This is a genomic window from Serratia sp. BNK-4 (assembly GCF_048685115.1).
GTDB lineage: Bacteria > Pseudomonadota > Gammaproteobacteria > Enterobacterales > Enterobacteriaceae > Serratia > Serratia bockelmannii.
Genome location: NZ_JBLQTM010000001.1, coordinates 3586015 through 3611522 on the forward strand (window position 1 = coordinate 3586015; position 25508 = coordinate 3611522).

Sequence of the window (25508 nt, forward strand, 5' to 3'; positions counted from 1 at the left end):
AGCCTCATTACTTAATAATCAATGCGTTACTGCACTGTGGATAGACACCAGCGGTGCAGCTTATAAAATACGAAACGGCCCCTGAACATTCAGGAGCCGTTTTCCCCTTCATCTTTCGCGCCACAGCGGCGTTGTCTGCGCACCTTCGCTTCGGTCACTTAGCTCACTAAGCTCCCGAGGACTCATGCGCTTGCCGCCTGGCTGCAACCCGAAATCTTTCGGGCGCAAGAAGGGTCACGACGAGCGGCGTTAGCGGGTGAAAGCGTAAACTTTCCCACCGCGAGCCTGGATGACCAGCTTGTCGCTGGCCACCATCGGCGCAGACAGGAAGCCGGAGCTGTCCACTTCCTGCTGGGCGACAAAACGGCCATCGGTGGTGTTGATCCAGTGCAGATAGCCTTCGGCGTCACCGGTCACCAGATAACCATTATACATCACCGGTGGCGTCAGGTTGCGGTGCAGCAGATCGCTCTGCGTCCACACGGTCACGCCGCCTTCGGTGCTGAGCGCGACTACGCGATCGTTCTGGTCGATCAGGTAGATGCGGCCCGCGTCGACGATGAAATCATTCACCGAACCCAGCTCGCGTTTCCAGATGATCTGACCGGAACGCAGATCCAGCGCCGTCAGGTTGCCGTTGTAACCCAGCGCGTAGACCACGCCGTCAACGATTACCGGCGTGGTGTCCACGTCGTTCAGGCGATCGATTTCGGTCGCGCCGCTCGGCTGAGAAATACGCTGTTGCCAGATCAGTTGGCCCTGCTGCATCAGCACGGCGCTGACGCGGCCGTTGTCACCGCCGACGATGGCGGCGCCAAAGGCGACGGCCGGCGCGGATTCACCGCGCAGCGACAGCGAAGGCATGTCCAGGTTAACCGTCCACTTCACCGCGCCGTCGGCTTCGTTCAGCGCCTGCAGCATGCCGTTGGAGGTGTGCACCAACACCATGCCGTCGCTGATAACCGGACGTGAAATCGCTTCGCCGGCCACTTTGGTCTGCCAGGCGATGGCGCCGTCGGCGGTGTTCAATGCGTAAACCACCGCTTTTTCGCTGCCGACGTAAACCTTGTCGCCCGCAACCGTCAGGCCGCCCGACAGCAGCGCAGACAGGTTGCTGGAGAAGAAGCCGGTCTTCTCGGAGAGGTTGACCTTCCACTTCTCGTTGCCGCTGTCGGCGTCCATCGCTTTCACGATGCCAAAGCGATCGGCGGCGTAAATGGTGCTGTCCTGATAGGCCGGACGCAGGTGGGAGTAATACTCACCGATGCCGTCGCCCACCGAGGTACTCCACGCCTTGCTCGGCGTGAACTGATTTTCAACTTTCGGCAACGGCGACATGGTAACCACGTCTTCTTCGCTGTTAAACAGCGAGCAACCACTCAGCAAGGCAGCGGAAACCAGTCCGACCAAGAGTGTTTTACGCAATTGCATGGGAATTCCCCTTAGCTGGACAAGTTATTCAATTTCATGCGCAGCAGAACCTGCAGCGCCTGAGAAGCATTGGACTCAATGCCTTTGCTGTAAGCTTCGCGCGCGCCCTTGGCGTCGCCCTTGGCCAGCAATACATCGCCGCGCACATCCTGCATCATCGCCGCCCAGCCTTCGCCTTTCACGCCATCCAGCGTTTTCAGCGCTTCATCCAGCTTTTTCTCCTGCAGCTGGACACGCGCCAGACGCAGGTCGATCATCGCCAACAGGTTGTCGTCTTTGGTCTGGCCCTGCGCCAGCACCAGCTGCTGTTCCGCCTTGGCGAAATCATTCTGTTCGACAAAGTGCTTGGCCAACTGCAGCGCGGCCAGTACGCCGTAGCTGTTGCCGTTAGCCTGGACAAATTTCTCTGCGGCAGCCACGTCATCCGGCTTGCCGGCCGCCAGACGATCGCTGGCTTCCTGATAGGATTGCGATGCCGCCATCATGTTGGAGTTTTCATGGCTCTGCCAGTAACGCCAGCCAACCAGGGCACCAATTCCGAGCACCACGCCCACCGCCAGCGCTTTGCCGTTCTCGACAAAGAACCGACGCAGTGCGTCGACTTGTTCGTTTTCAGTGGTATAGACTTCCACGGTGTCCTTCTCCTTAACCTAACATCAAAGCCAGACGCGCAGCGACTTCGCTTTGCGCCAGCGTTTCTTGTTCACCACTGCGCAGGTCTTTCACCACCACCTGCTGCGCCGCCACTTCGCTCTCACCCAGGATCAGCGCGATGCGCGCCCCCCATTTGTCCGCACGGGTGATCTGTTTCTTGAAGTTGCCGCCGCCGTAATTGGTCATCAGCTTCAGCTGCGGCGCCGCGTCGCGCACCTGTTCAGCCAGCTGCATCGCCGCGCTCTGGGTGCCCGCGCCGGAAGAGATGACGTATACGTCGATAGCCGACGGCGCCTTGAATTCCGGGTTGACCGCCTGCACCAGCAACACCAGACGCTCGAGGCCCATGGCGAAACCGACCGCCGGGGTGGCGCGGCCGCCCAATTGCTCGACCAGGCCGTCGTAACGGCCGCCCGCGCAGACGGTGCCCTGCGCGCCCAGGCTGGTGGTCACCCACTCAAACACGGTGCGGTTGTAGTAATCCAGACCGCGCACCAGGCGCTCGTTAACGGTATATGGGATACCTGCCTGCGCCAAAAGTTCACACAGACCGGCGAAGTGAGCACGGGATTCTTCATCCAGGTACTCGGACAGGCGCGGCGCGTCGTTCAGCAGCGCCTGCACCTCAGGATTCTTGGAGTCCAGCACGCGCAGCGGGTTGCTGTACATGCGGCGTTTGCAGTCTTCGTCCAGCACCTCGACGTGCTGCTCCAGGAACGCCACCAGCGCGTCGCGGTAGTTGGCGCGCGCCTCCAGCGAACCGATGGAGTTCAGCTCCAGCTTGACGTGCTCGGCGATGCCCAGCGCTTTCCACCAGCGGGCGGTCAGCAGGATCAACTCGGCGTCGATATCCGGGCCTTGCAGGCCGAACACTTCTGCGCCCAGCTGATGGAACTGGCGATAGCGGCCCTTCTGCGGGCGCTCGTAGCGGAACATCGGGCCGATGTACCACAGACGCTGTTCCTGATTGTACAGCAGACCATGTTCGATGCCGGCGCGCACGCAGCCGGCCGTCCCTTCCGGACGCAGCGTCAGGCTTTCGCCGTTGCGGTCTTCGAAGGTATACATCTCTTTTTCCACGACGTCGGTCACTTCGCCGATCGCGCGTTTGAATAACGGGGTCTGCTCTACAATCGGCAACCGGATTTCGCTGTAACCGTAGCCGCCCAGCACCTGCTTGAGGGTGCCTTCAATACGCTGCCATAATGCCGTTTCTTCCGGCAGGTAGTCGTTCATGCCGCGAATGGCTTGAATGTTCTTTGCCACGTGAGTTCTCTGTCCGTTGTCTGTAAAAATGAACCCGATTATAGGGACTTTGCCGCCCGGTATTCAACGCGGATGCGGTTTTCTGCCCTTCAGGCTCATAAACAAGCGGGCCAACTGGCCCGCCGTGTAGCAATAACGCTTATTTTTCCAGCAGGTTGACCGTGATGCGGTTGCTTTCGTCCATCATCGCGGCCTTGGCGCGAATTTTCGCTTCCAGCTGGTCGATCATCTGTTCGTTGTCGAAACGCTCTTTCTGGCGCACGCCGTCTTCATAGAAGCCGCTCTTCTTGTGGCCGCCGGTCACGCCCATGGTTGACACCAGCGCTTCGCCCGGGCCGTTCACCACGCAACCGATGATCGAGACGTCCATCGGCGTGATGATGTCTTCCAGGCGCTGCTCCAGCGCGTTCACCGTGCCAATCACATCGAACTCCTGACGCGAACAGGTCGGGCAGGCGATGAAGTTGATGCCGCGCGCGCGGATGCGCAGCGACTTCAGAATGTCGAAACCGACCTTCACTTCTTCAACCGGATCCGCCGCCAGCGAGATGCGCAGGGTATCGCCGATGCCTTCAGACAGCAGCATGCCCAGGCCGATGGCCGATTTGACCGACCCGCTGCGCGCGCCGCCGGCTTCGGTGATGCCCAGATGCAGCGGCTGATCGATGCGCGACGCCAGCAAGCGGTAGGATTGCACCGCCAGGAACACGTCCGACGCCTTGACGCTGACCTTGAACTGGTCGAAGTTGAGACGATCGAGGATGTCCACGTGGCGCATGGCGGATTCCAACAGCGCTTCCGGCGTAGGTTCGCCGTACTTTTCCTGCAGGTCTTTCTCCAGCGAGCCGCCGTTGACGCCGATGCGAATCGGGATGTTCTTGTCGCGGGCGCAGTCCACCACCGAGCGAATGCGCGATTCGTTGCCGATGTTGCCCGGGTTGATGCGCAGGCAGTCTACGCCATATTCGGCAACCTGCAGCGCGATGCGATAATCGAAGTGGATATCGGCGACCAGCGGCACGTTGACCTGCTGCTTGATCAGTTTGAACGCCTCGGCGGCGTCCATGGTAGGAACCGAAACGCGGACGATGTCGACGCCCACGCGCTCCAGCGCTTTGATCTGATTAACCGTTGCTTCAACATCGGTGGTACGGGTGTTGGTCATCGACTGCACGGCAATCGGCGCGCCATCACCAATAGGCACCTTGCCGACGTAAATGCGTGTAGATTTTCGACGGTTGATGGGCGCTTGGTTATGCATTACTTACTCTCCATTGCTGCTCTGACATCACGACCAGCCGCGCGATTACTGCGCGGCGACGGTCAGGCGAGCAACACGGTTTGACTTAACGAACCGGCTTAAATCAACCGGTTTACCCTGATACTGGATCTGAACTGCCGCCGGCGCGCCGATGGTCAGTTTATACGGCGCAGTGCCGGTCAGGTTCAGCTTGCCACCTTGCTTCTGGGTGCCGCTGAACAGCGTTTTACCGCTCGCGTCGGTCACCTGCAGCCAGCAGTCGGCGGAGAAATCCATCACCAGCGCGTTCGGATCGGCCGCCGGCGCAGCCACGCCCGCATCGGCGGTCGGCAACGGCGCTTGTGCCGCCGGCGCGGTTTCCGGCAGGGTTGTCTGGCTTGGCGACACCACGGCAGGCTGCTGCTGGGCCGCGCTCGGCGCCTGGGCGGTCGCCGCAGGCGTCTGAGCCGCTGCGCCGGTATCAGCCGGCGTAGCGCTGTTGTCGACCAACGGCACGTTGGTGCCGGCGTCGGCATTGCCGTCGGTCAGCGGCACGGACTGCCCTTCGTTATTCTGTGAAAGCTGCGCCGAGGATTGATCGGCCATGGTGGCGATCTCTTCCTGCTGCGCCTTGTGGTTTTGCCACCACCAAGCGCCGGTCAGGCCGATCACCACGAACACGATAAGCCAGGTGAAGCTCATCAGCCAGCCGTCGCGTTTCTTGCGGCGCTTGCCCAGCGAGAAGCTTTGCATCGGCGCCACTTTCGCCATCTTCAACGGCGCCTGCTTGGCCAGCATCGGCAACAGTTCGTCTTCCGGCAGATGCACCAGCTTGGCGTAGGAACGGATGTAGCCGCGCACGAAGGTGGACGCGAGGTCAGCAGACACGCTGTCTTCCTCGATATCGCGCACGGTGGACATTTTGAGACACAGGCGTTCTGCAACGGTCTGTTGGCTCAGCCCGAGTTGCTCACGGGCCTGACGCAGGCGCTGGCCCGTCGTCATGGATACGGTTTTATCTTGGGAGGCTTCAGTATTCATTAGCTAAGAACTGCTGGTACTGTTTGGATTGTGGAAAACTTCGCGCTAGCTGCTTGCCATAGCGTTGAACGCTATCCTGGCGGCCGGCTGACGCGGCGAAACGAATCTGTAACCATAAGCTGCTGGCGCTGGCCGGCAGAACATGCTGATAAACATCCAATAAAAGTTGCGACTGGGCGCGCTTCCCTTCTCCAAATTGCTTTTCGGCCTCCGCCAACAGCGGAGTGCCTTTGTCCGGATCGACTTTTAGCGCGCGGCTCAACAGCGTGCGCGCCTCATCGTTTTGTCCGGCCTTGAGAAAACAGTAACCTGCGTTTTCCAGGCTGTCGGCGACCTGGCCATAATCGGGCACCAGCGCCGCAGCGCTAAACTGCTGTTGCGCCGGTACATACTGCCCTAAACCGCAAAGAAACGCACCGTAATTATTCAATACGGTGCCATTGCCCGGCGCAAGTTTGAGCGCTTGCCGATAACGCTGTTCGGCCTCGGCGCTTTCACCGTTCCGCTGCGCGTAGAGCGCCATGCCCAACTGCGTGCGGTAATCCTGCGGGGCCGCGTCCAGCGCCTTTTCCAGGTTCTGGCGCGCGGCGTCCATGTCGCCTTGCTGCAGGTACTCCAGGCCCAGTTGCAACCGCGTCTGGCCCGCCTCAGAGACTTGTGCTTCCTTTTCCGGCGCTGAACCGGAACACCCGGCCAACAACCCGGCCGCCAGCCACATACCCCACAGTTTCAGCTTCATGCCCGCATTCATTTCCTTATCGGCCGTCAGCTAACGCCCGCCAGCGACATGCTTGCGCATAACAGGCTGTTAGATAACAAAAAATGGTGCTATAGGATTCAGACCGCCCGTACGTTGATAGGTTCCCCGGCCATTTTCTTCTTCAGGGTACGCTTGGTACGGTCGATCACTTCACCCGCCAGTTGCCCGCAGGCGGCGTCGATATCGTCACCACGGGTTTTACGAACAATAGTCGTAAAGCCGTATTCCATCAACACCTTGGAGAAACGATCCACCCGGCTGTTGGAGCTGCGGCCGTAGGGGGCGCCCGGGAACGGGTTCCATGGGATCAGGTTAATCTTGCACGGCGTGTCTTTCAGCACTTCCGCCAGCTGATGCGCATCGTCGGTGCTGTCGTTGATATGATCCAACATCACGTACTCGACGGTCACGCGGCCCTGGTTGGCGTTGGACTTCTCCAGATAGCGACGCACTGCGGACAGGAAGGTCTCGATGTTGTATTTGCGGTTGATCGGCACGATCTCATCGCGGATGGTGTCGTTCGGCGCGTGCAGCGAAATAGCCAGCGCTACGTCGATCATGTCGCCCAGCTTGTCCAGCGCTGGCACTACGCCGGAAGTAGACAGGGTCACGCGGCGTTTGGACAGGCCAAAGCCGAAGTCGTCCAGCATGATTTCCATCGCCGGCACCACGTTGTTCAGGTTGAGCAGCGGCTCGCCCATGCCCATCATCACCACGTTGGTGATCGGACGTTGGCCGGTCACCTTCAGCGCGCCGATGATTTTCGCCGCGCGCCACACCTGGCCAATGATTTCCGACACGCGCAGGTTGCGGTTGAAGCCCTGCTGCGCCGTCGAACAGAATTTGCACTCCAGCGCGCAGCCTACCTGCGAGGAGACGCACAGCGTCGCGCGGTCGGCTTCCGGGATGTACACGGTTTCGACCTGCTGATCGCCGACTTTAATCGCCCACTTGATGGTGCCGTCGGCCGAACGCTGTTCTTCCGCCACTTCCGGCGCGCGGATTTCCGCCACGCGCTGCAGCTTGCCGCGCAGGACTTTGTTGATGTCGGTCATCTGCTCGAAATCGTCGCAGCAGTAGTGGTAAATCCACTTCATCACCTGATCGGCGCGGAACGGCTTCTCGCCCATTTCGGCGAAGAACTCGCGCATTTGCTGGCGGTTCAGATCCAGCAGGTTGATTTTGGCCGCAGCCGGTTGCTCCACGTTAACGGAGGGGGTAGTCAGCGAATTATTTTCAGACACGGTGTGCTCGGACGTGATGGGTTCTAACATAATGATCTCTGGCCTCGTTATTACACGTTATGGCGCTAAAGAATGGACAGTAAGTTGTGCATTTCAGCCCGCATGATTCGGGTGGCGGCACTAAAAACACGCCCCTGACAAGTCGTCTTATCAGGGGCGCGGCATTGTACAAATTTTAGTAGCGGGTGGCTACGGCTGAAAGGCATTCAGGGCATTTTTATTGTTTCAGCCGGTGAATGCCTGGCTATCAGCTCAGAAATGCACGATTAACGTGCGCAGATTTCGCTTTCGTTGAAGAAGTAAGCGATTTCGCGCTGTGCGGATTCAACGGAGTCGGAACCGTGAACGGCGTTAGCGGTGAAGCTGTCCGCGTAGTCGGCGCGCAGGGTGCCGGCCAGTGCGTTGTCCGGGTTGGTTGCGCCCATGATGTCGCGGTTGCGCTGCACGGCGTTTTCAGATTCCAGAACCTGCACCATGATCGGGCCGGAGGTCATGAACTCAACCAGACCGTCGAAGAATGGGCGGCCTTTGTGCTCAGCGTAGAAGCCTTCAGCTTGTTCGCGAGTCAGACGCAGCATTTTAGCGGCGATGATTTTGAAACCGGCGCGCTCGAAACGCGCGTAGATAGCGCCGATGTCGTTGTTGGCTACTGCGTTTGGTTTAACGATGGAAAAGGTACGTTCTACGGTCATGATGGCCTCTGTATGACTTCCAAAACAGGCCGGTCTGCAATGTTGCCGGCCTTCTCAAGTGGCGCAGATTATATGTGCGCCGTTAACGCTTGCCTACGGGAAAATCAACATTTCATTAAAAAAATATGATCTTCATGGGTCATTTTAACCACGCGGCGGCGCTACTGGGTCTTGTCGGTAGACGGGATCAAATTGCGCAGCCAGCTGCCCCAGCGGCGCTGGTAAAATGGCTGCGTATGGGCGATCAGATAGTGGCTGATGCCGCGCTCGTTCTCCGACACCAGGCAGAAATCCACCGGTTCGTCGTTTGGCGCCGTTTCGCTGGCGACGCTGCCGGCCTCGTTGATCAACGCCTCGATCTCCGCCGGCTCGGCGTCCACTTCCAGCCCGATCAGCAGATTCGGCTTCTCGTCCGCCACCTGGTCGTGCATCAGCGCCAGGAACGCGCGGCGCACCGGTTTGCGCTGGCTGAACAGCGTGGTCAACGCATCCACCATCGCCGACGGGTACTCCTCGGGCTGCCCCAGCAGGATTTGGGTCTCTTTATCGACGTAATGCTCCACCGGTTTGACGACGCCGCCGGTCGCCAACAGCATCGCCACCTCTTCCGGATAGAACTCTTTGCCGTACTCCGCCTTCGGGTTGAGGAACAGATCCGCGCCCTGGGTGATTTCGAACAACACCCGCGCCGGCATGGCGATGAACGGCTGTTCGTCCTCAACGGCCTTCTGCAGTGCTTCCAGCGAAGTGAAGAACGGAATGATGCTGCCGCCGTCCTGCTTTTCCCAATGCTGGATATTGACCGGCGTATCCGCGTTCAGCGTGATGTCGCCGTCCTGCTGCACCTGTTCGCTGTCGCCGAGGATCAGCACCGTGGCCTCGAGCAGTTCACGGAAGAACGCCGGGCGGTGGGCCGGCTCCGTCACCGCCAGCTTCAGCAGGCGTTCAAGTTCGTTCTCGCTCGGGGCGGCATCGTGATGATGGGCACTCATGGCAAACTCCAGGATCAAATAGCGAGGCCCAGCATGCTGGGCCCCGAAGATAATGCGCATTCTAGCGCCCGATGCGGCGGGCGTTCAATTATTTGGCTTTGCTCAGCAGCAGGTTGGCCAGGGTACGCACGCCCAAACCGGTCGCGCCGGCCGACCACTGATCCACCGCGCCTTTGCGGTAGGTGGCGGAGCAGTCGATGTGCAGCCAGCCCTGTTGGTAATTCTTGACGAAGTGCGACAGGAAGGCCGCCGCGGTGCTGGCGCCGGCGGTGTAGGCCGGGCCGGCTACGTTGTTCAGCTCGGCGAAGTTGGACGGCAGCTGGCTACGGTGGAACTCGGCCAGCGGCAGACGCCAGAACGGCTCTTGCTCGGCGGCGGCGCTGCTCAACAGTTCCTGCGCGAGCGCATCGTCGAAGCTGAACAGGGCGTGGTAGTCGTTGCCCACTGCGGTTTTGGCCGCGCCGGTCAGGGTGGCGCAATCGATAATCAGCTGCGGATTCTGCTCAGAAGCGTCGATCAGGCCGTCGGCCAGCACCAGGCGCCCTTCCGCATCGGTGTTCATCACCTCAACGGTTTTGCCGTTGCGATAGCGAATGATGTCACCCAGTTTGAAGGCGTTGCCGCTGACCATGTTGTCGGCGCAGCACAGGTACAGCTTCACGCGCTGCTTCAGACCGCGCGCCGCCGCCAGCGCCAGCGCGCCGGTGATGGTGGCCGCACCGCCCATGTCAGCCTTCATCGAATCCATAAAGGCGCTCTGTTTCAGGCTATAACCGCCGGTATCGAAGGTGATGCCCTTGCCGACCAGGCAAGCGAACACCGGCGCGTCCGGGTTACCGGTCGGGTTGAAGTCCAGCGCCAGCAGCACCGGCGGGCGTTCGGAACCGCGGCCGACGGTGTGGATGCCAGCATAGTTCTGCTCGCGCAGATCTTCGCCCTTGGTGATACGGTAGCTGACGGCATCGCAGCCGACGTCGCACATCAGATCGACAGCGCGGGTCGCCAGTTGCTCCGGCCCCAGCTCTTCCGCCGGCATGTTGATGGTGTCACGCACCCAGTCGACGATCTTCAGGCGCTTATCCAGCTCCTGACGCGCGGCTTCCGGCAGTTCAGCCCATTCGACGTTGCGCTGCCCTTTCGGCCCGCGATAGCCTTGCCAGAACGCCCAGCTGTTTTCCAAATCCCAACCGTCGCCGGCCAGCTTGACGTTTTTGATGCCCTGGCCATCAATTTTGCGGCCCGCGCGCTGGATCGCGCCCAGCTTGTCGGCCCCGGTCAGGTGGATGGTCATCCCTTCGCCGTTGGTGCTCAGCAGCGCTTTCTCGCCCCAGCGGGCGTCGGCAGGTTGTTGCGACAGCGTGACCTGCATGAATTCTGTTGTCATAGCCTTCTTACTCCGGATTATTCTTTTATTAATCTTGTCGGATACAAAATAAACGGGCCGCCCATGGCAGCCCGTTACGCTATTTACTCCGCTTCATCTAACCAGACCAGCAGGATCGCTTCCAGTATTTTTTCGTTGGAAGCCTGCGGATCGTCGTCGAACTCTTCGAGATCGCAGATCCACTGATGCATGTCGGTAAAACGCACGGTTTTCGGATCGGTGTCCGGGTATTGGTCGTACAGGGCTTCGCCGATTTCACGGCTGTCGGTCCACTTCAGTCCCATTATGATCTCCGGGTTGACGCTGCGGCTAACAATTAATGCTCACGCGCGTGGTTGACGGTGTAGCGCGGCATTTCGACCACCAGATCTTCGTCGGCGACCAGCGCCTGGCAGCTCAGACGGCTTTCCGGCTCCAGCCCCCAGGCTTTGTCCAGCATGTCGTCTTCCAGCTCGCTGCTCTCTTCCAGCGAATCGAAGCCTTCGCGCACGATGCAGTGGCAGGTGGTGCAGGCGCAGGATTTCTCGCAGGCGTGCTCGATTTCAATGCCGTTGCGCAGCGCAACGTTGAGGATCGACTCCCCTTTTTCGGCTTCCAGAACCGCCCCTTCCGGGCAAAGGTCTTGATGGGGCAGGAAAACAATTTTAGGCATGGTTAAACCTCATCCACAGAATGGCCAGCCAGCGCGCGGCGAATGGAAGCGTCCATGCGGCGCGCGGCAAAATCTTGCGTTTGTGCATCTAATGTTTTGATGGCGTCTTCGATAGCGGCGGGATCTTCACCCTGCGCCGCCTGCTGCATCGCCTGGGTCGCGGCGGCGATCGCCTGGCTTTCCGCCTCGCTCAGCAGCGCGGCGTCGGTGGCCAGCGCACCCTGCAGGCTTTCCAGCACCCGCGCGGCTTCCACGCGTTGCTCCGCCAGCTTGCGCGCGCCCACGTCGCTTTGCGCGTTGGCCATCGAATCCTTGATCATGCCGGCGATTTCGCTGTCCGACAGACCGTATGACGGCTTGACCTGGATCGAGGCTTCAACGCCGGTGGATTTCTCCATCGCGGTGACGCTCAGCAGACCATCGGCATCCACCTGGAAGGTGACGCGAATGTGCGCGCCACCGGCAGGCAGCGGCGGCAGGCCGCGCAGCGTGAAGCGCGCCAGCGAACGGCAATCCTGCACCAGCTCGCGCTCGCCCTGCAGCACGTGGATCATCATCGCGCTCTGGCCATCTTTAAAGGTGGTGAACTCCTGCGCGCGCGCCACCGGAATGGTGGTGTTGCGCGGGATCACTTTCTCCACCAGACCGCCCATGGTTTCCAGGCCCAGCGACAGCGGGATCACGTCCAGCAGCAGCATGTCGCTGTCCGGCTTGTTGCCCACCAGGATGTCGGCCTGGATCGCGGCGCCGATGGCGACCACTTTATCCGGATCGATCGACGTCAGCGGCATGCGGCCGAAGAAGGCCCCCACCTGCTCACGCACCAGCGGCACGCGGGTGGAACCGCCGACCATCACCGCTTCCAGCACCTCGTCGGCGGCGACGCCGGCATCTTTCAGCGCGCGGCGGCAGGCCATCAACGTACGTTTCACCAGCGGAGCTATCAGCGCTTCGAACTGGGCGCGGGTCACCTCGCCCTGCCAGCCGGCTACCTCAACGCACACGCTGTCGGCATCGCTCAACGCGATTTTGGCGGCGATGGCGGCGTCCAGCAGTTGGCGCTGCACACCGTGATCGCTGCGATCGGCCACGCCGGCCTGCTCGCGCAGCCAGTCGGCCAGCAGGTGATCGAAATCGTCGCCGCCCAGCGCGGAATCGCCGCCGGTGGCCAGCACTTCGAACACGCCGCGGCTGAGGCGCAGAATGGAGATATCAAAGGTGCCACCGCCCAGATCGTAAACCGCGATCACCCCTTCCTGGCCGGAATCCAGCCCGTAGGCGATCGCCGCCGCGGTCGGTTCGTTCAGCAGGCGCAGGACGTGCAGGCCGGCCAGACGCGCCGCGTCTTTGGTGCCCTGGCGCTGCGCGTCGTCGAAGTAAGCGGGAACGGTAATCACCACGCCATCCAGCTCGCCTTCCAGCGCCGCTTGCGCGCGCGCGGACAGAGCGCGCAGGATATCGGCGGAGACGCCAACCGGGTTAACCGGGCCGGCGGCGGTGACGATCAGCGGCAGGCCGTTGTCGCTGGCCTGAAATTGATACGGCAGGTTCGGGTAACGTTGCTGCACGTCCGCCAACGAACGACCCATCATGCGTTTGATGGAGCTGACGGTATTGGCCGGATCCTGCGCCGCCTGTTGGCGCGCATCCCAGCCGACGCGCTGCGCGTCCGCCTGATAATGCACCACCGAAGGCAGCAAATGGCGTCCCTGATCGTCGGCCAGCGTTTCCGCTTGCCCGCTGCGCACCGTGGCGACCAGCGAGTTGGTGGTGCCTAAGTCGATGCCGGCGGCCAGGCGTCGCTGGTGCGGCGCGGCGCTGAGGCCAGGCTCACTAATTTGTAATAAGGCCATGTTGAAGCTTCCACAATCAGAATCAGAAGGTGTTACTCAAAACCCAGCAGTTTTTCTTCGAGTTGTTCAACCTGTTGCTGGAGTTTGTCCAAAAAGCGCAGCTTGCGCACGGTGTCGGCGGCATCCGCCCACTGTTCACTGTCCAACTGCTGCAGCATCAGCGCGCTGCGCTGCTTGATGGAGGTGGCCAGCCGCACGCCGAAATCGGCCAGCAGGCTTTCCGCCTCCGGCTTGCGCTCAATGGCGTCGAGCTCTTCGCGCAGCTCCAGCTGTTCCATCAGAAAGGCGGTGTCGCGCATCGTATGCTGTTCGTTGCCCAGATCGAAGCCGTGCAAAGATAGCATATACTCCGCGCGTTTTAACGGGTGCTTCAGCGCCTGGTAGGCTTCGTTGATGGTCGCCGCCTGCTGCAACGCCATCAGGCGTTCGCGCTCCGGCTGGTTGGCGAAACGATCGGGGTGAAATTGGCGCTGCAGATCCTGGAAGCGGGACGCAAGCAGGCTGCCGTCCACGGTGTAGCGAACGGACAGCCCGAATAAAGTAAAGTAATCCATAGCGTGCTCTGGGCGTTAGCGGATGAAGTTCCCCCGCCGAAACGGGGGAGCACGATGGACTGTCAGACGTTGAAACTCTCGCCGCAGCCGCACTCGCTTGAGACGTTCGGGTTGTTGAACTTGAAGCCTTCGTTCAGGCCTTCCTTAACGAAATCAAGCTCGGTGCCGTCAAGGTAGACCAGGCTCTTGCCGTCGATGATCACCTTGATGCCTTTGTCTTCAAACACGATGTCGTCATCGTTGGCTTCGTCAACAAATTCCAGCACATAGGCCATCCCGGAGCAGCCGGAAGTTCGCACTCCCAGACGCAGGCCGAGACCCTTGCCGCGGTTCGTCAAAAACGCCTGAACACGCTGCGCAGCGCTGTCGCTCATGGTAATAGACATCACAACCTCACACTTCACATCAAAGCCCGGCGCGGCCGGGCCGATTCAGACAAATTACTTGGCGCTATGCTTGCTCTTATAGTCGGCAATCGCTGCTTTGATGGCGTCTTCAGCCAGGATCGAGCAGTGAATTTTGACCGGCGGCAATTCCAGCTCTTCGGCGATCTGGGTGTTTTTGATCGCTTCAGCCTGATCGAGCGACTTGCCTTTCATCCATTCGGTCACCAGCGAGCTGGAGGCGATGGCGGAACCGCAGCCGTAAGTTTTAAAGCGCGCGTCTTCGATGATGCCTTCATCGTTAACCTTGATTTGCAGCTTCATCACGTCGCCGCAAGCCGGTGCCCCTACCATGCCGCTGCCGACGGTAGGATCTTCGTTGTCGAAAGAACCCACGTTACGCGGGTTTTCATAATGATCGATTACTTTTTCGCTGTAAGCCATGACCTTGCTCCTGAAACCTGAGAATTAATGATGCGCCCATTCGATGCTGTTGATGTCCACGCCCTGCTTGAACATCTCCCACAGTGGGGACAGATCGCGCAGACGGCCGATGGATTTACGCACCAGTTGAATGGTGTAGTCGATCTCTTCTTCCGTGGTGAAACGCCCCAGGGAGAAACGGATCGAGCTGTGCGCCAATTCATCACTCATGCCCAGCGCGCGCAGCACGTAGGACGGCTCGAGGCTGGCGGAGGTACAGGCTGAACCGGAAGAAACGGCCAGGTCTTTCAGCGCCATGATCAGCGACTCGCCTTCAACGTAGTTGAAGCTGACGTTCAGGATGTTCGGTGCGCCGTGCTCCAGATCGCCGTTCAGATACACTTCTTCCATATCTTTCACGCCGTTCCACAGACGATCGCGCAGGGTGCGCAGACGCGACATCTCTTCGGTCATCTCTTCTTTGGCGATGCGATAAGCTTCGCCCATGCCGACGATCTGGTGGACAGGCAGGGTACCGGAACGCATGCCGCGCTCGTGACCGCCGCCGTGTACCTGCGCTTCGATGCGGATGCGCGGCTTACGACGCACGTACAGCGCGCCGATGCCTTTCGGACCATAGATTTTGTGGCCGGAGAACGACATCAGGTCGACTTTCAGCTTGCTCAGATCGATAGGCAGTTTGCCCACGCTCTGGGTGGCGTCAACGTGGTAGATGATACCGCGCGCACGGCACATTTCACCGATCGCTTCGATGTCCTGCACCACGCCGATTTCGTTGTTGACGTGCATGATGGAGACCAGGATGGTGTCATCGCGCAGCGCCGCTTCGAGATCCTGCAGGCTGATGATGCCGTTGCTCTGTGGCGCCAGGTAGGTGACTTCAAACCCTTCGCGCTCCAGTTGACGGCAGGTGTCCAGCACGGCTTTGTGTTCGGTTTTGCTGGTGATGATGTGCTTGCCTTTTTTCTGGTAGAAATTGGCAGCGCCTTTAATCGCCAGGTTGTCGGATTCGGTCGCCCCGGAGGTGAAGACGATTTCGCGTGGGTCGGCGCCCACCAGTTCGGCGATTTGGTTACGGGCGATGTCTACCGCCTCTTCCGCCTGCCAACCGAAACGGTGGGAACGGGAAGCCGGGTTGCCGAAAGTGCCGTCCAGGGTCAAAAACTGCATCATCTTCTCAGCAACGCGCGGGTCAACCGGCGTCGTTGCTGAGTAATCCAGATAAATCGGTAATTTCATTGCTCTTGTGCTCCGTACATCACTTCCAAAAACTAAAATAATTTCGCCAGCTGCTTATGCGCGCAGATTAACGTTGATAGTTTCTTGCGGACGACCGTTGGCCGTGCGGCGCGTATCGTTGTTTTGACGATCCGCCACCACCAGCACTTCCTGGTTATTGACCAGTTCTGCCAGCGTAATGTTGTTCAGGAACCCGCTGATGCGCTCGCTCAGATCGCGCCACAGGGCGTGGGTCAAGCAGCGATCGCCGCCCTGACAGCCTTCTTTGCCCTGGCAACGGGTTGCATCTACCGATTCATCGACGGCAGTGATGACAGCGCCAACGGCGATCTCACCCGCGTCTTTACCCAGCAGATAACCACCGCCCGGACCGCGCACGCTGGCCACCAGGCCATTCTTGCGCAGACGGGAGAATAATTGTTCCAGATAAGAGAGCGAAATACCCTGGCGTTCGGAAATGTCCGCCAGTGGCACCGGCCCTTCCTGGGAATGCAGCGCTACGTCAAGCATAGCGGTTACGGCATAACGGCCTTTGGATGTCAGTCTCATAGCTCAATGGTTACCTGTTGGTCAAATATGGCCGAAAGTCTGACATTCCTGAGTAAAACAGTCAACTATTTAACCTAGTAATTAACTCAAGTATTAGCACGTTTTGAACTTAGCAAGAACAAAGGTATATAAAATACATGTTATAACCTTTGGATAACTAATACTATTGTCGCCCACCGTTATGCCACATCAATTAATTACCTTGATGTTTATCCTGTTTCTCGATCGAGGTTAGCATGCCGCGCAGGATATTCAGCTCCTGCCCTTCTGGGCGCGCGCGGGTGAACAGCCGGCGCAGGCGGCTCATCACCTGGCCCGGATGGGACGGGCGAATAAAGCCGGTGCGCTGCAGCGTCTGCTCCAGGTGCTGATAGAAACGCTCGAGGTCATCCACCAGCGGATACGGCGTCTCTTCCAGCTGCGGCGCGCCCGCCTGTTGGCGATCGAGGTAAGCCACGCGCACTTCATACGCCAGGATCTGCACCGCCATCGCCAGGTTCAGCGAGCTGTAGTCCGGGTTGGCCGGAATGGCGACGTGGTAGTGGCACTTCTGCAATTCATCGTTGGTCAGCCCGACGCGTTCGCGGCCGAACACCAGCGCCACCGGCGCGTGCTCGCCCTCGTGCACCGCGCGCACGCCGCATTCACGCGGCTCCAGCATCGGCCACGGCAAGGTGCGAGAACGTGCGCTGGTGCCCACCACCAAGCTACAGCCGGCGATGGCGTCATCGAGGGTATCGACGATGGTGGCGTTGCCGATCACGTCGCTGGCGCCGGCAGCCAGGGCGATGGCCTGAGAATCGGGTTTGATCAGCGGATTAACCAGATAAAGGTTGGTTAACCCCATGGTTTTCATGGCTCTGGCGGTCGAGCCCATGTTGCCGGTATGTGAAGTCTCTACCAGAACAATGCGGATATTGTGCAGCATACAAACTCTGAGCGTGGCGGAAAATCGCAGCATCTTAACACAGCCGTAGGCAATTTGCCGAACAGCTGCTATACTTCGCGCCGTTTCCTGTTCTTTAACATCCTAGTTGGAAGATACCCATGCATCCGATGCTGACTATCGCCGTGCGCGCTGCGCGCAAGGCCGGTAACCTGATTGCCAAAAACTACGAAACCCCTGACGCTGTAGAAGCGAGCCAGAAAGGGACCAATGACTTCGTCACCAACGTCGATCGCGATGCAGAGCATCTGATCATCGACGTCATCCGCAAGTCTTATCCGCAACACAGTATCGTGAGCGAAGAACGCGGTGAGCTGATCGGCGAAGATCGCGATGTGCAATGGGTGATCGATCCACTGGATGGCACTGCAAACTTCATCAAACGTTTCCCTCATTTCTCCGTTTCCATCGCCGTACGCATCAAAGGCCGTACTGAAGTGGCCGTGGTTTACGATCCGATGCGCAACGAACTGTTCACCGCCACGCGCGGTCAGGGCGCACAGCTCAACGGCTACCGCCTGCGCGGTACCAACGCCAAAGATCTGGATGGCACCATCCTGGCGACCGGCTTCCCGTTCAAAGTCAAACAGCACGCAACGCCTTACATCAACATCGTCGGCAAGCTGTTCACCCAGTGCGCAGACTTCCGTCGCACCGGTTCCGCCGCGCTGGATCTGGCCTATGTGGCCGCCGGCCGCGTAGACGGTTTCTTCGAGATCGGCCTGAAGCCGTGGGACTTCGCCGCGGGCGAGCTGCTGGTGCGTGAAGCCGGCGGCCTGGTGACCGACTTCGTCGGCGGCCACAACCACTTCAGCTCAGGTAACCTGGTCGCAGGTAACCCGCGCGTGGTGAAAGCCATGCTGGCCACCATGCGTGAAGAACTGAGCGAAGCGCTGAAGCGTTAATCGCCAGAAGCGAATCGAAAAAAAGCGCTGCCGATGCAGCGCTTTTTTTATGCCCGTTAGCGGGAGAAGGGGCGGATGCCGCCGCCGAATTCCGGCTGCGCGCTGACGTACAGCAACAGCCCGGCGGCCAACAGGATCAGACCGCCGGCCAGCGCCAGCGAGCCCCAAGCCACCGCGCTCCAGGCGGCGGGCGCGCGCGAACGGCTGAGGCGCACCGCCAGCCGGCGGCTGTAATGCACCAGCAGCGCCAGCATGGAGATGGTCAACGAGGTGCCGAACGCCATCGCCAGCGCGGAGATCACTCCCCAACCGAACACGCCGATCACCTTGGAGAACAGCAGCACTAAAATCGCCCCCGAACAGGGACGCATGCCCATCGCCAGCACGATGGCGGCCTGAGTGCGCCAGTCGCTTCCCGCCTGCAGCTCGCTGTCGCTCGGCAGATGCCGGTGGCCGCAGCCGCAATTGGCGCTGTGCACATGATCCGCCGCCAATGGCGTCAGGCTGTTGATGCGCAGCGCCGGCGCCGGGCGCAGCGCCTTGATCGCCGCAAACAGGCGTTTCAGCGCGCGCCAACTCAGCAGCACGCCAAGCAGCATCACCAGAATAAAGCTGCCCTTCTCCAGCCAGAAACTGCTTTGGTGCAGCTGGCGCGAAGAGAGCTGTAACACCACCAGCATCAGCGTGACCAGCGCGATCGCCACCCCGCCCTGCACCAGCGAAGCCGCGAAGGTCAGCTTCAGGCTGCTTTTCAGCCGCGCCGGATGGGTGGCCAGGTAGGTGGCGATCACCACTTTGCCGTGGCCGGGGCCGAGCGCATGCAAGACGCCATAGCCGAGGCTGAACAGCATCAGCGCCAGCCCGGTCTGCTGCGGCGCGGCTTTCACCTGCTGCAACAGCCCCGCCATCTGCTGGTGCAGCGCTTTTTGCCACACCACGCTCTGCATCAGCAGCTGCGGCCAATAGTGCCACGCCAGCAGCGCGGCGGCCGCCAGCACCAGTGTGAACGGCAGCAGCGGCCACAGGCCGAAGGCCCAGTGACGCCGGCTCGTCGTCGGTTGCGAGAGATTTAACGACATTGCAGCGTCACCCGCTGGGCGAACTGTTGCCCCAGCGCCAGGTCTTCGCCGGGCGAGTCGTTCTTGTCGAGCGACAGCGCATAGGCCTGCAGCGACGCATTCGGCTGCGGCGTCATCAGCTTGTAGCTGCACTGCTGCGCCATCTCCGGCGGCAGATGCAGTGCATTTTGGTCTTTATAGGTCATATCCACGAAATAAGTCGGATCGTAAGTAGAAAGTTCGAACGGCTTGCCCGCCAGCGGCTGCGGTTCGGCCAACGGCAGCACGAACTCCAGCACCGCCTGATTGCCCTGGCGCGACAGGTGATATTCGCTGGGCAAGTTCAGGTATTTCACCGGCTTGCCGTCGCGGTAAAGATCGGTGAAATAGTGCTGCCCCAGCACGTTGGCCATCACTTCCGCCGCCAGCTTTTTCCACACTTCCGAATCGCTCTTGGCGTTTTTCGCATCGTAAAGCAGATCCGCCGAGGTGATTTCATCCATCACCCACACCATTTTCAGGCCGACCAGCCGCTGGTCTTTGGCGACGAAGGTGGTATTCATGTCGATAAAGCTGTGTGGATGCGCGATCGCACCGGCGCTGAACACGGCGCCGAAAGCAGCCAAAAGACGACGTAACTTCATCATTATCCTGCCTTACCTGTATTTGTTATAACGTAACACAAATAACTGCCGAACGGCCCGCCTCTCCCGGCGATATTTGTGACGAAAGTTGTAAGCCGAAGTAAAAGCCGCGCGGTAACCCTGCCGGCACAAAGCCTTTTGCTATGCTTAGGCATAATCTCAACCTTTTATGCCGGAAGGTGATAATGAGCCTGGACACCTCTCCCGTGCCCGCGCTCTCCGGACAACAACGGCGCTGCCATCTGCTGCTGATGCTGTACACGCCGGAGCCCGAGTTACAGCTGGAGACCCTAAGCCGAATCAACGGCGTCGCCCCCCCGATAACCCGGCAAGATATAGCCGAGGTGGCCAGTGAAATCCAGCGTTTCCATCACCTGGAGATCGCCGTCGATCCCGACCATGGCTACCAACTGCGGGGCAGCGCGCTCAACCAACGCCTGTGTCTGATCCATTGGCTGCGACGGGCCCTGCGCTGCAGCCCGCGGTTCGTCGAAGACGATTTCGCCCCGCGCCTGCGGCACGCGCTGGCGGCCGATGCCGCCCCAGCGTCTGCGCTGGCTCAAGCGATCGACGCCTGCGAGCCACTGCTCAGCCGCCACTTTGACGCGCGCGACCGCCAATTCCTGCAGCATTACCTGCTCTACTGCGCCTGGCAAAATCGCCTGCAGCGCCATCCGCATTTCGACGCCGTTCAACGCGACTGGCTGCGGCAAAAGCCGGAGCAGCAGGCCGCCGCTTGGTTGCATCAGGCCTGCAACCGGCTGTTTAACCAGCCGCCGCAGGCAGACGAGCGCGATTTTTTGGCGCTGACCTTCACCATGTTGAAAAATCACAGCTACCACAGCAATGACTCGGCGCAAGAGCAGAGATTGATGGCGGCGATCGACAGCATGGTCGAGCGTTTCCAGCAGCTTTCCGGCATGGCCTTCAGCAGCAAGACGGAGCTGGTCAGCCAGCTGTTCGCCCACCTGGCGCCGGCGCTGGAGCGCTGCCGTTTCGCCATCGGCATCGACAATATGCTGCTGGAAGAAGTGGTGCGCAAATACCCGCGGCTGATGCGCACCACGCAGGAAGCGCTGATACCGCTGGAACAGGAATACGGCGTGCATTTTTCCAACGAGGAGGCGGGCCTGGTGGCCATCAGCTTCGGCGCCTGGCTGATGCAGGACAACGCGCTGCAGGAGAAACAGGTGCTGCTGCTGACGCTGGATAACCCGCAGTTGGAAGAGGAAGTGGAATACCAGATCCGCGAGCTCACGCTGCTGCCGCTGAACATCAAGTATCTGCCGTTGAGCGACTATCTGCGCGGCGGAGCGCCGCAGGGCGTCATGCTGGTGATCACCCCTTATGCGGCGGTGCACAGCGATCCGCACCCGCCGTTGATCTATACCGAACTGCCGCTGGAAACCCGGCAGCGCCAGGCCATCCGCGCGCTGCTGGAAGCGCCTTAATCAGCGGCTGACGCTGACCGCCGGCGGCCGGATGAACAAGGCCGGCACCGCGACCGCCGCCATCACCCAGAAAACCCCGCCCTGCCAATATTCGAACAGGAACCCGGCAATGACCGTCATGACGGCGATACCGCCGCCCATCGCCAGCGCCGAATACACCGCCTGCAGCCGGATCACCTCTTGCCCCTGGCGCGCGGCGATAAAGCGCATCGCCGCCAGATGGCAGACGGTGAAGGTGCCGCAATGCAGGATCTGGATCAGCAGCAGCCAGCCCAGCTCGGTGCTATAGGCCATCAGGCTCCAGCGCAACACGCCGCAGCAGGCGGAGAGCAACAGCAGGTTGCGCGCATTCCAGCGGCGGAACAGCACGTTGCTGCTGGCGAAAATAATCACCTCCGCCACCACGCCCAGCGACCACAGATAGCCGATGGTCGAGGCCGAATAGCCCGCCTCCTGCCAGTAAATGGAGCCGAAGCTGTAGTAGCCGGCGTGCGCCCCCTGCAGCAGCGTGACGCACAACAGGAAGCGCCAGACCGGCCCCTCTTTCAGCAGTGCCCACAGCGAACGTTCGGTATCGCTGTGCGTACGCGCTTCGCCCTGCGGCATGACGCTCGGCTTCAGCAACATGCCCAGCAGCATCGCCAGCACGCTGAAGATCAGGCTGTAGAGAATGGCGTTATGGCCCCACACCGCCACCAGCTGCCCGGTCAGCGCCGAGCCGATGACGAACGCCAGCGAGCCCCACAGCCTTACCCGGCCGTAGTCCATACGGATCTGCTTTTGCCAGGTGGCGGCCAGCGCGTCGGTCAGCGGCACCAGCGGCGAGAAGAACAGGTTGAACCCCGCTATCACCAGCATCAGCCAGCCCCAGCCGTTGCCGAAACAGAAGCCAACCGCGAAAGCCAGTGTCAGCAGCGCCAGCAGGCGCAGGGCGGAGACTAAATGAGAGGGATCTTTAACGCGGGGTGCAATCAGTAAACTGCCGAGGAAGCGGGCCACCAAACCGGCGCCGAGCAATATGCCGATGGTTTCCGGCGCGATGCCTTCGCCTTTCAGCCACACGCCCCAGAACGGTAAGAAGATGCCATAGGAAAAGAAGTAGGTGAAATAGCTGAGCGCGAGCCAACGCGTGGATTGCAGAACCATGATCCCTCCGGAGTGAGGGCAATACTTTGACAGAGCTCACACCGCCCCGCAATCTTCATTCCGCTTCAATGCGTTAGAGTGCCAGACAGCTCACAGTTTACCGCGAGCGGCCACAAAAAAACCCGCCGCAGCGGGTTTTATCAGGCAAAAGCGGGATTATGCGTAAACCGGCAGGCGGGCGCAGATATCCAGCACTTTCTTCTTGGTGCGTTCGATGGTGGCTTCATCGTTGATGTTGTCCAGCACATCACAGATCCAACCGGCCAGTTCGCGCACGTCGGCTTCTTTGAAGCCGCGACGGGTGACGGCCGGGGTGCCGATACGCACGCCGGAGGTGACGAACGGGCTCTTCGGATCGTTCGGCACGCTGTTTTTGTTGACGGTGATGTTGGCGCGGCCCAGGGCGGCGTCCGCTTCTTTACCGGTCAGGTTTTTATCGACCAGATCCAGCAGGAACAGGTGGTTATGGGTGCCGCCGGAGACCACTTTGTAGCCGCGCTGCAGGAACACGTCCACCATCGCCTTGGCGTTGACCGCCACTTGCTGCTGGTAAACCTTGAACTCAGGCTCCATCGCTTCTTTCAGCGCCACCGCCTTGCCGGCGATCACGTGCATCAGCGGGCCGCCCTGGCCGCCAGGGAACACGGCGGAGTTCAGCTTCTTGTACAGCTCTTCGTCGCCGCCCTTCGCCAGGATCAGGCCGCCGCGCGGACCCGCCAGGGTTTTGTGGGTGGTGGTAGTGACGATGTGCGCGTGCGGTACCGGGTTCGGATACACGCCGGCGGCGATCAGGCCAGCCACGTGCGCCATGTCGACGAACAGGTAAGCGCCGATGCTGTCGGCGATTTCGCGCATTTTGGCCCAGTCAACCACGCCGGAGTAAGCGGAGAAGCCGCCGATGATCATTTTCGGCTTGTGGGTTTGCGCCTGTTTGGCCAGATCGTCATAGTCGATTTGGCCTTTGTCGTCGATGCCGTAAGGCACCACGTTATACAGTTTGCCGGACAGGTTAACCGGGGAACCGTGGGTCAGGTGGCCGCCGTGCGCCAGGTTCATGCCCAGAATGGTGTCGCCCGGCTGCAGCAGCGCGGTGTACACGGCGAAGTTAGCCTGAGAGCCGGAGTGCGGCTGCACGTTGGCGTAATCGGCGCCGAACAATTCTTTGGCACGATCGATAGCCAGCTGCTCAACGATATCCACGTATTCGCAGCCGCCGTAGTAACGCTTGCCCGGATAGCCTTCAGCGTATTTGTTGGTCAGCTGGGAACCCTGAGCCTGCATCACGCGCGGGCTGGTGTAGTTCTCAGACGCGATCAGCTCGATGTGCTCTTCCTGACGCACCACTTCCTGCTCCATGGCACGCCACAGTTCCGCATCGTAATCGGCAATGTTCATTTCACGCTTTAACATCCGGCATCTCCTGACTTAAATCAGCTAACTAAAAAATCACCAAATAACTACCCGTTTGGGTTCTGGGCCACAGTGTAAACCGTTTCGCCCCACCGAAGATAGGTCTTGACAGAGGTTTTTACGCAAACGATTGGCATAAGGTGGCGCAAGGCTTTGATCCGCTAAATGCCGTCGTTTATCAACGGACATTTCCTCATGCGAACGATGCGCTTTTTTCATGTTCTGTGAGCGCGATCGACGCCCGAAGAACACCGCAACGAAAACAAGGGTATTTACAAGCGACGCGGAACCCAATAAGATGCATTTAAAATGCATCATTACAATTATCGTCAAGATCCTAACCTAAGGAGCGCTTCCATGCTGGATAGCCAAACCATCGCCACCGTGAAATCCACCATTCCCCTGCTGGCTGCGACCGGGCCGAAGCTGACCGCCCACTTTTACGATCGCATGTTCGCGCATAACCCGGAATTGAAAGATATTTTCAACATGAGCAACCAGCGCAACGGCGATCAGCGTCAAGCGCTGTTCGACGCCATCTGCGCCTACGCCGCCAACATCGAGAACCTGGCGGCGCTGCTGCCGGCGGTGGAGCGCATCGCGCAGAAGCACACCAGCTTCAATATCCAGCCGGAGCAGTACCAAATCGTCGGCGGTCACCTGCTGGCGACGCTGGACGAAATGTTCAGCCCGGGCCAGGAAGTCCTGGACGCCTGGGGCAAGGCCTACGGCGTGCTGGCCAACGTATTTATCCAGCGTGAAGAGCAGATTTATCAGCAGAGCGAAACCGACAACGGCGGCTGGCGCGATCTGCGCGCATTCCGCATCCTGAAGAAACAGCCGCAGAGCGACGTGATCTGCAGCTTCGTGCTGGCGCCGGTGGACGGCGGCCGGGTGGCGGACTTCAAACCGGGGCAATACCTGGCGGTCTACATCAAGCACGACAGCCTGGAGCATCAGGAAATTCGCCAGTACTCGCTGACCACCTCGCCAAACGGCGAGTTCTACCGCATAGCGGTGAAGCGCGAAGATCAGGGGAAAGTGTCCAACTACCTGCACCAGCAGGCGCAGGAAGGCGACGTGATCGACATCGCCCCGCCGCACGGCGACTTCTTCCTCGACGTGGCGCCGACCACGCCGGTGGCGCTGATCTCCGCCGGCGTCGGCCAAACCCCGATGCTCGGCATGCTCAACACCCTGCACGACAGCCAACATCAGGCGCAGGTCCACTGGCTGCACGCGGCGGAAAACGGCAGCGTGCACGCCTTTGCCGATGAGGTAGCGGATATTGCCGGGCGTATGCCGAATCTGAGCCGCCATGTGTGGTACCGCGAGCCGGGTGCCGATGACGTGGAAGGCCGCGACTACCACAGCCGCGGATTGATGGATTTGAGCGCGCTGCAAGGCAGCCTGGCCGATCCGCAGATGCACTATTACTTCTGCGGCCCGGTGGCCTTCATGCAGTTCGTGGGCAAACAGCTGCTGGAGATGGGCGTAGAGGCCGAACGCATCCACTACGAATGCTTCGGCCCGCATAAGGTGCTGTAATGCTTGCGGAGCGCGGCCGTCA

The 25508-nt window shown here is 60.2% G+C and carries 26 protein-coding genes; 3 read left to right on the forward strand and 23 right to left on the reverse strand.

All coding sequences use genetic code 11. The annotated features are described in order from the left end of the window. Positions 1 to 249 precede the first annotated feature (249 nt). From bamB to trmJ, 19 genes are all read right to left on the reverse strand, one after another. Complete coding sequence (gene bamB, locus ACMGGW_RS17175) at positions 250 to 1431, reverse strand: outer membrane protein assembly factor BamB (protein WP_127146619.1); 1182 nt, start codon at positions 1429 to 1431, stop codon at positions 250 to 252. Between the two features lie 11 nt (positions 1432 to 1442). After that, positions 1443 to 2063 carry a YfgM family protein gene (locus ACMGGW_RS17180; RefSeq protein WP_025303908.1) on the reverse strand — a complete coding sequence of 207 codons (621 nt, stop codon included), beginning with the start codon at positions 2061 to 2063 and terminating at the stop codon, positions 1443 to 1445. 13 nt (positions 2064 to 2076) lie between these two features. Further along, positions 2077 to 3351, reverse strand: coding sequence for a histidine--tRNA ligase (hisS, locus tag ACMGGW_RS17185; RefSeq protein WP_025303909.1), 1275 nt, complete (start codon positions 3349 to 3351; stop codon positions 2077 to 2079). 139 nt (positions 3352 to 3490) lie between these two features. Continuing rightward, positions 3491 to 4612, reverse strand: a complete 1122-nt coding sequence (gene ispG / locus ACMGGW_RS17190) for a flavodoxin-dependent (E)-4-hydroxy-3-methylbut-2-enyl-diphosphate synthase (RefSeq protein WP_016929756.1) — start codon at positions 4610 to 4612, stop codon at positions 3491 to 3493. Positions 4613 to 4657: 45 nt separating this feature from the next. Continuing rightward, the gene (gene rodZ, locus ACMGGW_RS17195) at positions 4658 to 5632 is read right to left on the reverse strand and encodes a cytoskeleton protein RodZ (protein WP_025303910.1); all 975 of its coding nucleotides are present in this window, start codon (positions 5630 to 5632) and stop codon (positions 4658 to 4660) included. Then, on the reverse strand, positions 5622 to 6371 hold the full coding sequence (gene pilW / locus ACMGGW_RS17200; RefSeq protein WP_127146618.1) for a type IV pilus biogenesis/stability protein PilW: 750 nt from the start codon (positions 6369 to 6371) through the stop codon (positions 5622 to 5624). The genes rodZ and pilW overlap by 11 nt, the downstream gene beginning before the upstream one ends. A gap of 98 nt (positions 6372 to 6469) precedes the next feature. After that, entirely contained in the window at positions 6470 to 7666 is a 1197-nt protein-coding gene (locus tag ACMGGW_RS17205; RefSeq protein ID WP_004941426.1) for a bifunctional tRNA (adenosine(37)-C2)-methyltransferase TrmG/ribosomal RNA large subunit methyltransferase RlmN, read from the reverse strand. Between the two features lie 236 nt (positions 7667 to 7902). Further along, a complete protein-coding gene (gene ndk, locus ACMGGW_RS17210; protein ID WP_004941424.1) occupies positions 7903 to 8328 on the reverse strand; it encodes a nucleoside-diphosphate kinase in 426 nt (141 codons plus the stop codon). A 161-nt stretch (positions 8329 to 8489) separates the two neighbouring features. Continuing rightward, positions 8490 to 9320 (reverse strand): enhanced serine sensitivity protein SseB, encoded by an 831-nt coding sequence (gene sseB, locus ACMGGW_RS17215; RefSeq protein WP_049204939.1) that lies wholly within the window; start codon positions 9318 to 9320, stop codon positions 8490 to 8492. An 88-nt stretch (positions 9321 to 9408) separates the two neighbouring features. Then, positions 9409 to 10704 (reverse strand): aminopeptidase PepB, encoded by a 1296-nt coding sequence (gene pepB, locus ACMGGW_RS17220; RefSeq protein WP_025303913.1) that lies wholly within the window; start codon positions 10702 to 10704, stop codon positions 9409 to 9411. Between the two features lie 83 nt (positions 10705 to 10787). Then, positions 10788 to 10988: a Fe-S cluster assembly protein IscX gene (iscX, locus tag ACMGGW_RS17225; protein ID WP_006327336.1), complete on the reverse strand. Its 201-nt coding sequence runs from the start codon at positions 10986 to 10988 to the stop codon at positions 10788 to 10790. Positions 10989 to 11020: 32 nt separating this feature from the next. Continuing rightward, positions 11021 to 11356, reverse strand: a complete 336-nt coding sequence (gene fdx, locus ACMGGW_RS17230; RefSeq protein WP_004941417.1) for an ISC system 2Fe-2S type ferredoxin — start codon at positions 11354 to 11356, stop codon at positions 11021 to 11023. A 2-nt stretch (positions 11357 to 11358) separates the two neighbouring features. Further along, entirely contained in the window at positions 11359 to 13209 is a 1851-nt protein-coding gene (gene hscA / locus ACMGGW_RS17235) for a Fe-S protein assembly chaperone HscA (protein ID WP_197832422.1), read from the reverse strand. Between the two features lie 32 nt (positions 13210 to 13241). After that, a complete protein-coding gene (gene hscB, locus ACMGGW_RS17240; protein WP_197832421.1) occupies positions 13242 to 13763 on the reverse strand; it encodes a co-chaperone HscB in 522 nt (173 codons plus the stop codon). A gap of 62 nt (positions 13764 to 13825) precedes the next feature. Further along, a complete protein-coding gene (gene iscA, locus ACMGGW_RS17245) occupies positions 13826 to 14149 on the reverse strand; it encodes an iron-sulfur cluster assembly protein IscA (RefSeq protein WP_004941410.1) in 324 nt (107 codons plus the stop codon). 54 nt (positions 14150 to 14203) lie between these two features. Then, on the reverse strand, positions 14204 to 14590 hold the full coding sequence (gene iscU, locus ACMGGW_RS17250) for a Fe-S cluster assembly scaffold IscU (protein ID WP_004941408.1): 387 nt from the start codon (positions 14588 to 14590) through the stop codon (positions 14204 to 14206). Between the two features lie 24 nt (positions 14591 to 14614). After that, positions 14615 to 15829 (reverse strand): cysteine desulfurase, encoded by a 1215-nt coding sequence (gene iscS / locus ACMGGW_RS17255; RefSeq protein WP_043138101.1) that lies wholly within the window; start codon positions 15827 to 15829, stop codon positions 14615 to 14617. A 54-nt stretch (positions 15830 to 15883) separates the two neighbouring features. Next, positions 15884 to 16378 carry a Fe-S cluster assembly transcriptional regulator IscR gene (gene iscR, locus ACMGGW_RS17260; protein ID WP_004941404.1) on the reverse strand — a complete coding sequence of 165 codons (495 nt, stop codon included), beginning with the start codon at positions 16376 to 16378 and terminating at the stop codon, positions 15884 to 15886. A gap of 193 nt (positions 16379 to 16571) precedes the next feature. Continuing rightward, a complete protein-coding gene (gene trmJ, locus ACMGGW_RS17265; protein ID WP_025303916.1) occupies positions 16572 to 17306 on the reverse strand; it encodes a tRNA (cytosine(32)/uridine(32)-2'-O)-methyltransferase TrmJ in 735 nt (244 codons plus the stop codon). A gap of 119 nt (positions 17307 to 17425) precedes the next feature. On the opposite strand from trmJ, the gene suhB reads away from it, so the two are divergent. After that, positions 17426 to 18229: an inositol-1-monophosphatase gene (suhB, locus tag ACMGGW_RS17270; RefSeq protein WP_025303917.1), complete on the forward strand. Its 804-nt coding sequence runs from the start codon at positions 17426 to 17428 to the stop codon at positions 18227 to 18229. Between the two features lie 56 nt (positions 18230 to 18285). Here suhB and ACMGGW_RS17275 read toward each other — a convergent pair whose 3' ends face one another. Both ACMGGW_RS17275 and ACMGGW_RS17280 read right to left on the reverse strand, forming a co-directional pair. After that, positions 18286 to 19308, reverse strand: coding sequence for a nickel/cobalt transporter (locus tag ACMGGW_RS17275; protein WP_164099444.1), 1023 nt, complete (start codon positions 19306 to 19308; stop codon positions 18286 to 18288). After that, positions 19299 to 19934, reverse strand: coding sequence for a DUF1007 family protein (locus ACMGGW_RS17280; protein WP_028127507.1), 636 nt, complete (start codon positions 19932 to 19934; stop codon positions 19299 to 19301). Before ACMGGW_RS17280 ends, ACMGGW_RS17275 begins: the two co-directional genes overlap by 10 nt. Before the next feature lie 182 nt (positions 19935 to 20116). Between ACMGGW_RS17280 and csiE the strand changes: the two genes are divergently transcribed. Next, positions 20117 to 21382 carry a stationary phase inducible protein CsiE gene (gene csiE / locus ACMGGW_RS17285; RefSeq protein ID WP_049209552.1) on the forward strand — a complete coding sequence of 422 codons (1266 nt, stop codon included), beginning with the start codon at positions 20117 to 20119 and terminating at the stop codon, positions 21380 to 21382. On the opposite strand, the gene ACMGGW_RS17290 is transcribed toward csiE, so the two are convergent. Both ACMGGW_RS17290 and glyA read right to left on the reverse strand, forming a co-directional pair. Then, positions 21383 to 22528: a 3-phenylpropionate MFS transporter gene (locus ACMGGW_RS17290; protein WP_148123685.1), complete on the reverse strand. Its 1146-nt coding sequence runs from the start codon at positions 22526 to 22528 to the stop codon at positions 21383 to 21385. A gap of 156 nt (positions 22529 to 22684) precedes the next feature. Continuing rightward, positions 22685 to 23938 carry a serine hydroxymethyltransferase gene (gene glyA, locus ACMGGW_RS17295; protein WP_025303922.1) on the reverse strand — a complete coding sequence of 418 codons (1254 nt, stop codon included), beginning with the start codon at positions 23936 to 23938 and terminating at the stop codon, positions 22685 to 22687. Between the two features lie 357 nt (positions 23939 to 24295). Between glyA and hmpA the strand changes: the two genes are divergently transcribed. Further along, positions 24296 to 25486, forward strand: a complete 1191-nt coding sequence (gene hmpA / locus ACMGGW_RS17300) for an NO-inducible flavohemoprotein (protein WP_043138113.1) — start codon at positions 24296 to 24298, stop codon at positions 25484 to 25486. Positions 25487 to 25508 lie beyond the last annotated feature (22 nt).